Source organism: Phyllobacterium sp. TAF24 (assembly GCF_052113785.1).
In the GTDB taxonomy this organism is placed as follows: Bacteria; Pseudomonadota; Alphaproteobacteria; order Rhizobiales; family Rhizobiaceae; genus Phyllobacterium.
In genome coordinates this window covers 97267-110271 of sequence record NZ_JBFRDN010000006.1, presented here as the reverse complement: position 1 = coordinate 110271, position 13005 = coordinate 97267, and the positions used below count along the sequence as shown (strand labels likewise).

Below are 13005 nucleotides of genomic sequence, written 5' to 3'. Positions count from 1 at the left end.
AATGACTGACACAATGACTGCCATCGTTTGCCACGGGCCCAAAGACTACCGGGTCGAGATGATCGCCAAACCCGTTGCTGGGCCAAATGAACTGGTCATCCGGATCGGAGCCTGCGGTATCTGTGCATCGGACAGAAAGTGCTGGTCCGGCGCTGATATGTTCTGGAAGGACCCATGGGTCAAAGCGCCGGTTGTCGCGGGCCATGAATTCTTCGGCTACGTGGCCGAAATGGGACCGGGCGCTGATCTGCATTTCGGCGTCGCTCTTGGGGATACTGTCATTGCTGAACAGATCGTTCCTTGCGGCAAATGCCGCTATTGCCAATCCGGTTCTTACTGGATGTGCGAGAAGCACGACATTTTCGGTTTTCAAAAGGATGTGGCCGATGGCGGGTTGGCTGAATACATGCGCATCCCATCCAACGCCCGTGTACACAAAATTCCGTCTCACATGCCTTTGGAAGATGCTGCGATTGTTGAACCTCTTGCCTGTGCCATCCATACGGTCAACCGGGGTGATGTTCAACTCGATGATGTCGTGGTCATTGCTGGCGCCGGCCCATTGGGATTGATGATGACGCAAATTGCCCATCTGAAGACACCAAAGAAACTTATCGTCATTGATCCTGTCGATGAGCGGTTGCAACTGGCCAAGAAGTTCGGAGCCGATATCGTGATCAATCCAAAAAATGAGGATGCGGTTGGCCGCATCAAGGCGCTGACCGAGGGCTATGGCTGCGATGTTTATATCGAGGCAACAGGTGCGCCGATCGGCGTGACGCAAGGGCTGCAAATGATCCGCAAGCTGGGGCGGTTCGTGGAGTTTTCGGTCTTTGGTCATGAGACCACAGCCGATTGGTCCATTATCGGCGACCGCAAGGAACTCGATCTGCGTGGTGCGCATCTAGGCCCCTATTGTTATCCCGTTGCTATCGATCTTCTTGATCGCAAGCTTGTCACCTCGAAAGGGATCGTCACCCACCACTATGACATGAATGACTGGGATGAGGCCTTGGAAGTTTCCGCGCGGCCGGATGCTGTCAAAGTCTTGATGGTTCCGCACTTGCGCCAGGCTGCCGAGTAAGAAGCATGAGCGGTAGCGTGTTTCTTGGGGTTGATGTCGGTAGCGGCAGCGCGCGGGCAGGATTGTTTGATAGACACGGAGTGCTCCTTGCCTCCGCCAGACACCCTGTTCGCACGTGGTATGAGGCTGGCGAAATCGTCGAACAGTCAACGGAGGATATATGGGCTGCGGTCTCAGCGTCGATAAGAGCGGCTATTGGGCAGGCTGATATTGTTGCATCTGATATTGCCGGTATCGGCGTCGATGCCACCTGCTCACTTGCGGTGGTAGACCAAAACGGCGCGGCGGTGCCGGTGGGCCCATCCAATGATGCGCAACGTAATGTCATCGTCTGGATGGACCACCGGGCAACCGAGCAGGTGGAACGTATCAATGCAACGGGTCATCCGGTTCTGAATTATGTCGGTGGCAAGCTCTCGCCGGAAATGCAAACGCCGAAATTGCTTTGGCTTAAGGAAAACAAGCCGGATAGTTTTGCATCTGCCGCCCATTTCTTTGATCTTTCCGATTATCTGACATGGCGGATGACAGGCAGTCTTGCTCGATCCGGTTGCACGGTCACATGCAAGTGGACCTATCTTGCTCATGAAAGGCGGTGGGATGAGAGCTATTTTCATGGCATTGGCTTGGGCGAACTTACAGAAAACGCCTTTGAGCAAATTGGCTCGAAGGTCGTTGCGGCGGGAACACCATTGGCTGGTGGACTGACTTCGCAAGCCGCTCTCGATTTCGGAATGAATGCGGGCACGCCCGTCGGTGCTGGACTCATTGATGCCCATGCTGGCGGAATTGGCACTGTCGGAGCGAGTGGACTGGGCCCGTTGGAAAATTCACTTGCCTACATCTTTGGTACCTCCGCCTGTGCCATGGCAACGACACGCGAGCCAACTTACGTGAAAGGTATTTGGGGTCCGTATTATTCGGCCATGGTCCCGGATTTGTGGCTCAATGAAGCTGGTCAATCGGCAGCGGGTGCGGCCATTAATCAGTTGATACACATGCATCCGGCCTCTCCAGAGGCGGACATACTCGCTGCGGAAGGCGGCATGTCACTCGTGGCATGGCTTGAACAACAGGCCGTGATGGGTGGCTCAAACCTGAGTGAAGTTGCGCTACGCGCGCGAAGTGTGCATGTCCTGCCGGATTTCCTGGGCAATCGTTCTCCCAATGCTGATCCCGATGCCAGGGCCATTATTGCCGGAGCAGACGCAAACCGGGACGTATCGGGATTGGTTGATCTGTATGTTGCAGGGCTGTGCGGTCTTGGTTATGGCTGCCGCCAGATCATCGATGCCCTGAAAGAACAAGGCATCGACATTACGATAGTTGTTGCCAGCGGCGGAGCGGCACAGTCAGAACTGGTCCGTCAAATTCTCGCCGATACGGCGGGGGTTCCCGTTGCAGTTCCGACGAGCAGTGAGCCCGTATTGCTGGGCGCTGCCATTCTGGGAGCGATGGCCGCCGGGGCATTTTCGTCAACCAGTGAAGCGATGGAGGTAATGTCCCATATCGATAAAGTTTATCACCCCGGTCGTAATGACATAGCTCAATACCATCACAGCAAAATGCAGGTCTATCGGCTGCTGCAGATCGCTGATTGGGAAATACGGCAGCTGATGAAACCGCTCTAGCCTCCCAAGGCTCGGATCATAGGCTCAAGGGCCTGTGATCCATCACTTGTGTCGATGCTCAATACCTATAGATTTGGCGGTCATGACAGGCACTATCATCATCGGCGTGATTGTGATTGCCGGTCGATGCAATTTTGACCAACGCTAAACTGGTGTATCCCCCCAATGGCCAATACCGAGCTTTACGAAATTCACGATCAACGTTTTCGGCCTCTCATTGTCGGAAGCGCAGCGCTTGAAGAACTGTATTCTTCCTGCCGTTGGGCCGAGGGACCGGTGTGGTTCAATGACAGCAATTGCCTTTTGTGGAGCGATATTCCCAACCAGCGCATGTTGCGCTGGGTGCCGGATGGTGGTGTTTCCGTCTTCCGGTCACCTTCCAATTTTGCCAATGGTCATACACGGGATCGGCAAGGCCGCCTCGTATCATGCGAGCACGGTGCGCGCCGGGTCACCCGAACCGAAGTCGATGGAACCATAACTGTTCTGGCGGATCAATATCTTGGCAGGAAGCTTAATTCTCCCAACGATGTCGTCGTCCATTCGAATGGCTCGGTTTGGTTTACTGATCCAACCTATGGAATTCTCTCTGATTATGAGGGATATAAATCTGATCCTGAACAGCCGTCACGCAATGTCTATCGGCTTGATCCCTCGAACGGCGACATTTCAGCTGTTGTAACCGATTTCCTTCAGCCCAATGGCCTTGTTTTTTCACCGGATGAAAACCTGCTTTACATAGCAGATTCCGGCGCAAGCCATACGGAAGGCGCGCCACGGCATATCCGCGTATTTGATGTTGTCAATGGAAAGACATTGAACAATAGTCGTGTATTCGCCCATATTGATAACGGGATTCCAGACGGTATGCGGGTCGATACGGATGGCAATCTGTGGTCAAGTGCGGCCGATGGCATTCACTGTTTTGGTCCCGACGGCGTATTGCTTGGTAAGATCAAAGTCCCCCAGGGCGTTTCCAACCTGACTTTTGGAGGCCCCCGTCGCAACCGGTTGTTCATCACGGCGACGAAATCGCTTTACGCGATCTATGTGACAACAACCGGCGCGCAGCAACCTTGAGGGTTAGATCTAGATCAGTCGTGAGACCTGTTGCTTGTGCCATACGAAGTGAAAGAACAGCGACTGGAAGAGCAAGATCGAGACAAACGTCGTGGCATAGGCGAACCAAATCCCGGGCAGGCCAAGCCGGGCATTCAGCCCGTACGCCAAAGGTATCTCGATTGCGAGAATAGCCAGAATTGATAGAGCTGTCGGGCCAAAAACTGTTCCGTTGGCACGCATGACGCCAGTCAGGACGCTTGTTGCCCCAACGAGAAGCAGGCTCCACAGAACAATGTGCAGAAGGTGGGTTGCCGAAGCCACGACGTCGCGGTCGGTGATGAACAGACCGATAATGGGTTTGGCAAGGGTGTAGCCAAGCAGGACAAAACTGCCGGTGGTGACGATATTGAGCATGAGTCCCGTCCGTAAGATCTTACTGATCCGCTCCGGTCGTCCCGCGCCGATGGCATGGGATGTAAGGATCGAAGTCGTGATGCCGAGCGACATGACCGGAAACTGCACCCAGTTCAATATTTGGTTGATTGCTCCATAGGCGGCTGTTGCTTGTGCACCGTGCTGGTTTACCAGACCAAGCAGCACAATCTCGGCAATCGCCATAGTGAGTATCTGTACAGCCATCGGCACACCGATACGCAGGATGACTTTGGCCATGATAGGATTGATGCGTATTCTCAGTAATTGCCGAAAGTCCGGGGCAAGGGGATGGTTCTTGCGCTGCCAATGCTGGCCGAGCCAAAGCAAGGCAGCGATGGACGCAATAATCGTTGAAACCGGCGCACTGGCGACGCCGAGTTGAGGCAGACCAAACCAGCCGAGGATCAGGGCGGGTGTGAAAATCAGGGAGATAATCGTGGCAACCAACAATGCCCATAACGGTGTCACCGCATCAGATACGCCACGGCTCATTGATGTTACCAGCCAAAGTATGAAGATAAACGGCATCCCGATCAGCAATGTTCTTGCATAGGTCGTGGCTTCAGTCTGAATGCCCACGGGCGTTCCCAGCAGTGATATAATCTTTGGAGCCAGCAAGCCGCCGACGATGCTCACGGCAAGACCTGCAACGATCATCATGGCAAGCGCTGTGACGGCCACGGTTCGAGCCTTGCTATGGTCACCCGCACCCCATGCCTGACCGATGAGAACAGTGGCGCCGCTGCTAACGCCAATGACAATCGCAAAGAGCAAGAGGATGACGGGAAAGAATGCGGATACAGCAGCAACGGCATTGACCCCGAGAAGCTGACCCAGAAATATCCCGTCAACCGTACTGGATGCCGACTGCAGAATATTCGTCAGCATCATAGGGAGCAGGATAGCAAGGTAGATCTGCCAGAGAGGTCTTGAGGCAACCGGTGTGGTCGTTTGTTGGTTCATCTTGATTGTCAGGCACAAGCCTGCCTTTCCGGAGCGGTAGGCCACTCCAGTTCTGAGGATTTGATTGTGGGTAGTTGGAAGAGGCTAGCTTTCAGATTATGGGGAGAGGGCAGCGTCTCCGTAGGCTAGCTTTGTTGCATATCTGCTTATGTCTTCAGGCCAATCAGCAATGCGTTCAATGAATGCTTCCCGATCACCCGCAAACAAGGCGCGGATTGCCTCTTCGAAGTGTGGTAAGTTTCCTGCCATGGCGGACATGAAATGATAAGCGGCTTCCCGTGCCGCACGTATTTTTTGTTCGCTGCCACCGGCCTTTCTGGCTTCGTCTATCAGCCTTCTCAGAACAACCGATGCGCCTCCATTTTGTGCTGCGAGCCATTCCCAATGGCGCGGCAACAGCGTGACCTCGCGTGCAATTACTCCCAGTTTTGGCCTGCCTCGTCCACGCGGAGCGGTTTCGATGGTGTCAGTCGTGGACTCCGCAACTGATTGAGGCACTTTCGGTTGATTGCTCGCAGCCACCGAAGATTGCACCAGTCTGGCGATGATATCCGCCTTGGTTCCGCGTAAATCAAAATCCATCGCGCGACCCGTGGCGTCGTCAAAGACAAGAAGCGGCTCAGTTGCGCGCTTTTCTTCAGATGCGTTCTTTACGGCCAGCGCCACCTCAATCAAAGGGCCTGATGACAGGATGCGATTGCCTTCGAAGGCGGTGCAAGGTTTGGAAAGATGGTCGGTCATGGGATTGGCTCGCTGTTAATGCGATGTTTTATATCCGGGCTTTAATACTATAGTCAATATCATCCGGGTAATAAATTGACCGAAGTCGAATTGCTTGTTATTTGGTCTGCAGCTCGAAATGTCTGAAATGATTGGAATGGTGGATGAAAACTGAAAACAGGAAAGCTGCGACGACCGCCTACAAGGAAAGAAAGTTGATTATGGGGATTTATGCCATTCGCTGCCTCATGTCCGGCACTGCCTGGATTGGCCAAAGCACAACTCTCGACACGATCCAGAACCGTCTATGGTTCACACTTCGTCTCGGCAATCATCCGTGCCGGGAATTGCAGCAGGCATGGAATGCTCACGACGCCCAGGATTTCACATTCGAAGAACTTGAACGGTTGGACAATGAAGATCTGACCTATGTGCGCGATGCGCGGCTCAAGGAGCGGGCTCTATACTGGCGCTCATTGCTTGGTGGATTGGCAATTTGATCGGCGACGATTTCCGCGAAACCTTCAAATGAAGGGCCCGACGTGGGATGGGCCCGTCAGCGCCCTTCCAAAACAAATAATCTGTTTGAGCTGTAAAAAATAATAGGATGCAGCGGGAATAAAACCGCGCGGGCTCCGTATACTCATTATGAAAACGCCGAAACCACGCTTTGATGTTGTTGGACAGCTTGGGTCTCTTCGTCGTTATGCCCGTTCCCTGACCCGGAACGATGCTGACGCTGAGGACCTTGTTCAGGATACGCTTCTGCGCGCCTATGAGCGGCGAGGCGGGTTTCGTCACGGCAAAACGTTGCGTGGCTGGCTGCTGTCGATCCTCCATAACCGGTTCATCGACGTCAAACGTTCAACCGCGACAGAAGCCCGAACTCTGGAAACCGCCTATTTCTTGAATGAGACGAGCATCGATGCGCCGCAGGAGCATTCCGTGCGGCTTGGCCAGATAAGAGAAGCGTTTTTTGCGCTGCCCGAGGAGCAGAGGTCTGCCCTTCATCTCGTGGCTATTGAGGGGCTTTCTTATGAGGAAGCGGCAGGGACGTTGAACATTCCTGTCGGGACCTTGATGTCGCGGATCAGCCGCGCTCGCGCAACGCTTCGTTCGCAGGAAACAGAAAAGCAGCCAGACAAATCTGGTCACTTGAAAATTGTAGGAGGTCGCGATGACCGAAACGATTGATCCCGTGGTCGAAGCTGATCTTGATGCTTACATTGACGATCAACTTGATGCGCTGCGCCGAATTGAAGTTGCACGCTACTTGTCACAGCATCCGGAACAGGCGGCTCGTGTTATGTCCGATTTGCAGTCGCGAGATGAACTGCGACTCGCTTTAGTGCAGGGCCACACGACGGGTTCTCCGGAAACTTCGGAGCTTGCTCATCGTCTTGAACGAGGCCTCGGACGCGATCGGCTGTTTGGCGGGTTGCAGCGTGTGGCAGCGGTTGGTGTTTTGCTCGCTTTGGGATGGATGGCGCATGCGGGATTTGGCCCTTTGACAGTCTCAAAGGTGGTGGCTGCGACGCCTCCACCCGCCTATGTCTCCGATGCCATCATGGCCCACAAGACCTCTTCGGTCCGTGCCGGTATGGCATCGCAACCGCAAACGCGCAGTTATGACCCTGCCGAGATACGCGCATCGACCGGGATCGTCATACCTACCATGCCAGACAAGTGGAGCGTTCGCGATGTTCAGCTGTTCCCATCCAACTTTGGGCCGAGCGTCGAAATGGAAGTCCGGTCTGATAATCTTGGTCCGGTTTCACTCTTCGCCGTCCGCCCCGGCACGTTTGACGTCGTCAAACCCAAGGCCGTGCGCGTCAATGACACTTCGGCGGCCTATTTCCAGATTGGCGATGTCGCCTATGCGCTCGTTTCGGATGCTGCAACAGCAGATCTCGAAAACGCTGCGATAAGCCTTGCCAAAACCCTTTACTGATCCAATGAACCGAAAGGAACCATGTTTATGAATACCCCTCTTCGCTATGGGATGGACACGACTCGCGGCCAGTCATCCGCGGCCTTCGATGAAGGTCTGCGCCAGCATATGCTGCGCATCTACAATTATATGGGTCTTGGTCTTGTCCTGACCGGTGTTGTTGCGTTTGTTGTTGCGTCAACACCAGCTCTTTATGTACCCATCTTTTCGACCCCCCTGAAATGGGTCGTAATGCTGGCACCGCTGGCATTTGTCATGTTCTTCTCTTTCAAGATGCAGTCCATGTCCGCGTCTTCGGCGCAGGCCATGTTCTGGGCGTTCTGTGCGGTGATGGGATTGTCGCTGGCATCGGTGTTCCTCGTTTTCACCGGAACCAGCATCGCCCGTACGTTCTTCATCGCAGCGACCATGTTTGGTGCAACCAGCCTCTATGGTTACACAACCAAACGTGACCTTTCCCAGTTCAGTGCATTCCTGATGATGGGCCTGATCGGTGTTGTTGTTGCCAGTGTCGTCAACCTTTTCCTCGGTTCATCCATGCTGCAGTTCGTGGTGTCGGTTGCCGGTGTGCTGGTATTCATCGGTTTGACTGCCTGGGACACACAGTCGATCAAGGAACAGTATGCGGAAAGCTTCGATTCTGAATCGCAGCAGAAGCTTGCTGTTTTTGGCGCATTCTCGCTCTATCTGAACTTTGTCAATATCTTCCAGTTGCTGCTGCAGCTGACAGGTCAGCGCGAAGAGTAATCCGGTCAGATCACTGATTGCGTAAATCAAACCCGTGCTGAGAACCCAGCACGGGTTTTTGCTGCCCTAACTTTCCTTGGTAATAATGAGATGGGTAGCATTGGGAGTGGCTACACTGCGGCCAAAAACGTATCCGAGGTTGCGAAGATCAATATCGGAAAACAGGTTTTCACCTTGGCCGAGAAACACCGGCGATACGGCGAGATGCAACTCGTCGATAAGACGCGCCCGCAGGTATTGTTTGACCGTATCAACGCCGCCGCCAACCCGCACATCCTTTCCGCCAGCCGCAGCCTTGGCCTGTGTCAGCGCGCTTTCGATACCATCCGTCACAAAATGAAATGTTGTTCCACCTTCCATCACKATAGACGGACGCTCATGATGCGTCAGAACGAAAACGGGAGCGTGATAGGACGGATTATCACCCCACCATCCTTTCCAGCTATCATCGGGCCAGGGGCCTCTCACCGGACCGAACATGTTGCGTCCAAGTATCCACGCTCCGATGTTGTCGAATCCGAGTCTAGCGAAGTCATCATCGATCCCAGTTACGCCGCCATCCTGACCAAACATCTTTTGAAAAGTGCGTGTGGTAAAGGCCCACTGGTGCAGGGACATTCCGTTCACGCCAAGTGGATTATCTAAACTTTGATCAGGGCCTGCGCCATAACCATCCAAGGATAAAGAGAAGCTGCGAACGTAAAGTTTCGACATAGATCATTCCTCTTGTTTCAACTGGCGGTCGAAACTAAGCGGCTCCCAAATAGAAGTGCAAGAAAAATGAGCAATAGGTGGATGTCAGAATAGCTGTTTTAAGACGAGTTCCAGCCCCAGCAGCAGGAGGCAGATCAGGAACCAGCGACGGAATGACGTGGGGCTGATCGCATTGCGGACCTTCTGGCCGCACCACATACCCAATAGCGCCGGTGCCAGAGCAAGCGTGGATGTGCTCAAACTGTCGAGCTGCAAGGCTCCGCCTGATGTCAATCCGACGCCAAGGGCTATGGTTGAAACAGTAAAGGATAGGCCAAGTGCCTGTATCAAATCATCCTTGGTCAAACCGAGCGATTGCAGGTAGGGGACGGCAGGAATGACAAACACACCTGTTGCGCCGGTTACAACGCCCGTGATGACGCCGATGAGCGGTGACAGGAGGGGCTCCAGATTTCGCGGGACCGATAGTTGCCGCGCCATAAGACTGTAGCCGGCATAGATCATCAGCGCAGCGCCCAAACCCATTGTGGTCCAGCCTGCGGTATCATTGGCCATGAGCCAGGACCCGGCGATAGTACCCAATAAGATGGCAAGCATCATCGCCCATAAGCGCAATGCGAGAGCGGCAAAGCTTGGTCCGGACAATAATTGCAGCACGTTGGTCACGAAGGATGGCACGAGCAGAAGGGCGGCGGCACCGGCTGGTGGCATGATCGTGCCGAGAATGCCCATGGCAACAGTCGGTAAGCCCATGCCGGTGACGCCCTTGACGATCCCGGCAAGAAAGAATGTGAGCGCAATGATGAGAAGGGAGGCGAGGGGCAAATCAAACATGCTCCCACATTGCCTGACGATGCGCCTTTCACAATGCGGAAGAAACATACTTTGCCTAAGGCTATGACGAAGGCAGATTGAATGTTACTAGCAATGTATGCGCTTTGACCTCACAGATTTACGCCTCTTTCTTCTGGTTGTGGAAGCTGGAAGCATTACCCATGGTGCCGCGCAAGCCAACATGACACTTCCATCCGCGAGCGCACGTCTGCGCGGCATGGAAGAGGTGATCGGTCTTCCCTTGCTTGAACGGGGCAGACGCGGTGTCGAACCAACGCCAGCGGGTGATGCGGTTGCCCATCATGCCCGCATTGTCTTGCAACAGATCGAGCAGATGCGCGGGGAACTGGGCGAATTTTCAAAGGGATTGAAAAGCCATATTCGCCTGCTGGCGAATACGGCTGCAATGACGGAATTCCTGCCGGAGAAACTCGCAATCTTTCTCGCTGGCCGACCGAATGTCGATATTGATCTGAAGGAACGTCTCAGCACGGAGATCGTCAAGGCAGTGGCTGGTGGTTCAGCCGATGTCGGTATCATCACCAATGCGGTTGACCCCGGAAAACTCGAACTGCGATCCTTTGCTATTGATCGACTTGTCTTGGTTGTCGCCCGGTCAAGCAAATGGGCCGGCCATCGCCATATCGCGTTTCAGGATGTGGCCGGACAGGAATTTGTCGGGCTCAGCGCGGGGAGTCCGCTGCAGGATTATCTGGGGGATCATGCGGCGCGCGCTGGACATCCCCTCTCTTTTCGCATCCGCATGCGGACTTTTGAAAGCATTTGCCGCATGGTTGCGCATGGTGTCGGTGTGGGAATCGTTCCGGAAACAGCCGCCAAAAGATATCGCCGCTCAATGACAATTCATTCGATCCGTTTGACTGACATATGGGCCACCCGACATCTTGCAATTTGCACGCGCAGTTTTGATGATTTGCATCCTCACGCACGGGAACTGGTCGAGCACCTATCTCGCGTCAATTAGCTTGTTGGTTCTGTCCAACCTTCTCGGTGGCCACCGCGTTTAATATGTCCTGCAAATCTACTGCGGCGGGAGAAAGGTTGCTTGCAGTCAGCATCCGCAACTCAATCCGGGGAAGTTCAGGCAGATCAAACTCTTTGCCTATGTCGCGTATACCCGCCGGGACCCCATGTGCCGTTCTGGGCGAAAGGCCGTGTCCCGAGCGGACTGCAGCCCATATGCCCGGCAGACTTGGCGTTGTCAGCGATAAACGCCAACGCAACCCTTTGCTTTCCAGTGTCTGCAAAGCCGTTTGCCTGAAGAGGCACGGATGGTCATTCAGGACAAGCGCAAGCGAATCCCCATTCAGTGGCTTGGTTAAATGCTGGTTGGCGAACCACAATATTTGTTGCGAGGCTATCAATGTTCCATGCGTATCCGAGCCCGCAGGAAAGAATGCAAGGGCTACATCAAGCCGACCCGTGCGAACCTCTTCTTCAAGTGCATAATTGCGACCGGCCGCTACCTCCACATGAACATTCGGCCTGAGAAGGGCAAAACGGGTGATGGTTTCGGGCATCACGTCATCAAAGAAATCCTGGGGCAATCCGATGCGCACAGCCGCTGACGCGGCTATTGTGCCAAGAGATGCGGTGGCTTCATCGTTCAGCGCAATGATCCGCCGGGCGTAAGCGAGCAGCGATTCACCGGCCTCAGTCAGAACAAGCCCGCGACCACTGCGACGAAACAAGGTTTGCCCCGTCTGCTGCTCAAGCTTCTTTAATTGCATGCTGATGGCCGATTGCGAACGGCCGAGCTGAGATGCCGCGCGGGCGAAGCTCTTCATATCCGTGCCGACAACCATTGTTCGCAGGGCATCCATATCGAGAGCTGTGTTCATACTTATGGTTTCCCGAAGTATCACTTCATATCTATTTGATAGTCGAATGTGTGATCGATTGCTATCGTACGAAGAAAATTCGGAACTCGTGCTGGAGGTTTAAATGGATGTTGGTTTTATCGGTCTTGGTCTGATGGGCCAGCCTATGGCGCTCAATCTGGTCAAAGCTGGGACATCGCTTGTCGTGTGGAACCGTTCTTCCGACAAAATTGAACCTTTACGCGCCGCAGGCGCGCGCGTGGCTGATAGTCCGGCAGGGGTGTTTTGTCAGGCACGCATTGTCATTTTGATGATGGTCGATAGCGATGCCACCGATCTGGTGCTGGGGCGGGGTACACCGGATTTTGCCATCAATGTTGCGCAGCACATCATCGTCAGTATGGGTACGAATTCGGCTGAATATTCACGCGGGCTTGAGGCTGATATCCGGGCGGCAGGAGGTAGTTATGTCGAAGCGCCGGTTTCAGGGTCCCGCAAACCCGCCGAGGCCGGCTTACTCGTGGCGATGCTGGCCGGCGATCCGGCGAGCGTCGATGAAGTACGACCATTGATGCAACCGATGTGTCATCAGGTGGTGGAGTGCGGTAAGGTTCCTTCCGCCCTTCTGATGAAGCTGTCGATCAATCTTTTCCTGATCACAATGGTCACTGGCCTCGCCGAATCGTTTCATTTTGCCGAGCGTCATCAGCTTGACCTGCAACAATTTCTCGCTGTGCTCGACGCAGGGCCGATGGCAAGCAGCGTCTCGCGCCTCCGCGCCCATAAGCTGGTTGATGGGGATTTTGCGGCGTTAACTTCGATCAGCGATGTTTTAAAGAACAACCGGCTGATCGCAGCGGCAGCAAGACAGTCAAACATTGCTTCACCCTTGCTCGATATCTGTTATTCGCTTTACGGCGAGACCGTGGCCCTTGGACATGGTCAGGAGGACATGGCAGCCGTTGTTCGCGCCATTGAAGCCCGAACGGATATGAGCAACAGTTGAGGGCTGGGCACTTGAAT

14 protein-coding genes are annotated in these 13005 nt (G+C 54.2%); 9 read left to right on the top strand and 5 right to left on the bottom strand.

The annotated features are described in order from the left end of the window. The first annotated feature begins 1 nt into the window (after position 1). From AB4Y96_RS07675 to AB4Y96_RS07665, 3 genes are all read left to right on the top strand, one after another. Complete coding sequence (locus AB4Y96_RS07675) at positions 2-1084, top strand: zinc-binding dehydrogenase (RefSeq protein ID WP_441916486.1); 1083 nt, start codon at positions 2-4, stop codon at positions 1082-1084. A gap of 5 nt (positions 1085-1089) precedes the next feature. Then, the gene (locus AB4Y96_RS07670) at positions 1090-2715 is read left to right on the top strand and encodes an FGGY-family carbohydrate kinase (protein ID WP_441916485.1); all 1626 of its coding nucleotides are present in this window, start codon (positions 1090-1092) and stop codon (positions 2713-2715) included. A gap of 165 nt (positions 2716-2880) precedes the next feature. Next, positions 2881-3795 carry an SMP-30/gluconolactonase/LRE family protein gene (locus tag AB4Y96_RS07665; RefSeq protein ID WP_441916484.1) on the top strand — a complete coding sequence of 305 codons (915 nt, stop codon included), beginning with the start codon at positions 2881-2883 and terminating at the stop codon, positions 3793-3795. 9 nt (positions 3796-3804) lie between these two features. On the opposite strand, the gene AB4Y96_RS07660 is transcribed toward AB4Y96_RS07665, so the two are convergent. Continuing rightward, positions 3805-5175, bottom strand: coding sequence for an MATE family efflux transporter (locus AB4Y96_RS07660; protein WP_441916483.1), 1371 nt, complete (start codon positions 5173-5175; stop codon positions 3805-3807). Positions 5176-5271: 96 nt separating this feature from the next. Continuing rightward, on the bottom strand, positions 5272-5916 hold the full coding sequence (locus tag AB4Y96_RS07655) for a DUF2239 family protein (RefSeq protein ID WP_441916482.1): 645 nt from the start codon (positions 5914-5916) through the stop codon (positions 5272-5274). Between the two features lie 143 nt (positions 5917-6059). On the opposite strand from AB4Y96_RS07655, the gene AB4Y96_RS07650 reads away from it, so the two are divergent. The 4 genes from AB4Y96_RS07650 (at position 6060) to AB4Y96_RS07635 (ending at position 8593) form a co-directional block, all read left to right on the top strand. Then, entirely contained in the window at positions 6060-6395 is a 336-nt protein-coding gene (locus AB4Y96_RS07650) for a GIY-YIG nuclease family protein (RefSeq protein WP_441916481.1), read from the top strand. A 148-nt stretch (positions 6396-6543) separates the two neighbouring features. Further along, on the top strand, positions 6544-7089 hold the full coding sequence (locus AB4Y96_RS07645; RefSeq protein ID WP_441916480.1) for a sigma-70 family RNA polymerase sigma factor: 546 nt from the start codon (positions 6544-6546) through the stop codon (positions 7087-7089). Continuing rightward, positions 7073-7846: an anti-sigma factor family protein gene (locus tag AB4Y96_RS07640; RefSeq protein ID WP_091881363.1), complete on the top strand. Its 774-nt coding sequence runs from the start codon at positions 7073-7075 to the stop codon at positions 7844-7846. Before AB4Y96_RS07645 ends, AB4Y96_RS07640 begins: the two co-directional genes overlap by 17 nt. A 27-nt stretch (positions 7847-7873) precedes the next feature. Further along, positions 7874-8593: a Bax inhibitor-1/YccA family protein gene (locus tag AB4Y96_RS07635; RefSeq protein ID WP_441916479.1), complete on the top strand. Its 720-nt coding sequence runs from the start codon at positions 7874-7876 to the stop codon at positions 8591-8593. Between the two features lie 66 nt (positions 8594-8659). Here AB4Y96_RS07635 and AB4Y96_RS07630 read toward each other — a convergent pair whose 3' ends face one another. Together AB4Y96_RS07630 and AB4Y96_RS07625 are read right to left on the bottom strand one after the other, a co-directional pair. Then, positions 8660-9307, bottom strand: a complete 648-nt coding sequence (locus AB4Y96_RS07630; RefSeq protein WP_441916478.1) for a dihydrofolate reductase family protein — start codon at positions 9305-9307, stop codon at positions 8660-8662. An 84-nt stretch (positions 9308-9391) separates the two neighbouring features. Next, on the bottom strand, positions 9392-10141 hold the full coding sequence (locus AB4Y96_RS07625; RefSeq protein WP_091881358.1) for a sulfite exporter TauE/SafE family protein: 750 nt from the start codon (positions 10139-10141) through the stop codon (positions 9392-9394). Positions 10142-10238: 97 nt separating this feature from the next. Between AB4Y96_RS07625 and AB4Y96_RS07620 the strand changes: the two genes are divergently transcribed. Beyond that, positions 10239-11126, top strand: a complete 888-nt coding sequence (locus AB4Y96_RS07620) for a LysR family transcriptional regulator (protein WP_441916477.1) — start codon at positions 10239-10241, stop codon at positions 11124-11126. Here the strand turns inward: AB4Y96_RS07620 and AB4Y96_RS07615 are convergent. After that, positions 11119-12003, bottom strand: a complete 885-nt coding sequence (locus AB4Y96_RS07615) for a LysR family transcriptional regulator (protein ID WP_441916476.1) — start codon at positions 12001-12003, stop codon at positions 11119-11121. The genes AB4Y96_RS07620 and AB4Y96_RS07615 overlap by 8 nt on opposite strands. Before the next feature lie 103 nt (positions 12004-12106). Between AB4Y96_RS07615 and AB4Y96_RS07610 the strand changes: the two genes are divergently transcribed. Beyond that, positions 12107-12988: an NAD(P)-dependent oxidoreductase gene (locus AB4Y96_RS07610; protein ID WP_441916475.1), complete on the top strand. Its 882-nt coding sequence runs from the start codon at positions 12107-12109 to the stop codon at positions 12986-12988. Positions 12989-13005: the final 17 nt, after the last annotated feature.

What these genes read in the sequence shown, in the direction of transcription:
- AB4Y96_RS07615 (WP_441916476.1), bottom strand. Translation starts at nt 12,003, where the DNA reads ATGAACACAGCTCTCGATATGGATGCCCTGCGAACAATGGTTGTCGGC.
- AB4Y96_RS07620 (WP_441916477.1), top strand. Translation starts at nt 10,239, where the DNA reads ATGCGCTTTGACCTCACAGATTTACGCCTCTTTCTTCTGGTTGTGGAA.
- AB4Y96_RS07655 (WP_441916482.1), bottom strand. Translation starts at nt 5,916, where the DNA reads ATGACCGACCATCTTTCCAAACCTTGCACCGCCTTCGAAGGCAATCGC.
- AB4Y96_RS07675 (WP_441916486.1), top strand. Translation starts at nt 2, where the DNA reads ATGACTGACACAATGACTGCCATCGTTTGCCACGGGCCCAAAGACTAC.
- AB4Y96_RS07635 (WP_441916479.1), top strand. Translation starts at nt 7,874, where the DNA reads ATGAATACCCCTCTTCGCTATGGGATGGACACGACTCGCGGCCAGTCA.
- AB4Y96_RS07625 (WP_091881358.1), bottom strand. Translation starts at nt 10,141, where the DNA reads ATGTTTGATTTGCCCCTCGCCTCCCTTCTCATCATTGCGCTCACATTC.
- AB4Y96_RS07670 (WP_441916485.1), top strand. Translation starts at nt 1,090, where the DNA reads ATGAGCGGTAGCGTGTTTCTTGGGGTTGATGTCGGTAGCGGCAGCGCG.
- AB4Y96_RS07645 (WP_441916480.1), top strand. Translation starts at nt 6,544, where the DNA reads ATGAAAACGCCGAAACCACGCTTTGATGTTGTTGGACAGCTTGGGTCT.
- AB4Y96_RS07640 (WP_091881363.1), top strand. Translation starts at nt 7,073, where the DNA reads ATGACCGAAACGATTGATCCCGTGGTCGAAGCTGATCTTGATGCTTAC.
- AB4Y96_RS07610 (WP_441916475.1), top strand. Translation starts at nt 12,107, where the DNA reads ATGGATGTTGGTTTTATCGGTCTTGGTCTGATGGGCCAGCCTATGGCG.
- AB4Y96_RS07665 (WP_441916484.1), top strand. Translation starts at nt 2,881, where the DNA reads ATGGCCAATACCGAGCTTTACGAAATTCACGATCAACGTTTTCGGCCT.
- AB4Y96_RS07660 (WP_441916483.1), bottom strand. Translation starts at nt 5,175, where the DNA reads ATGAACCAACAAACGACCACACCGGTTGCCTCAAGACCTCTCTGGCAG.
- AB4Y96_RS07650 (WP_441916481.1), top strand. Translation starts at nt 6,060, where the DNA reads ATGAAAACTGAAAACAGGAAAGCTGCGACGACCGCCTACAAGGAAAGA.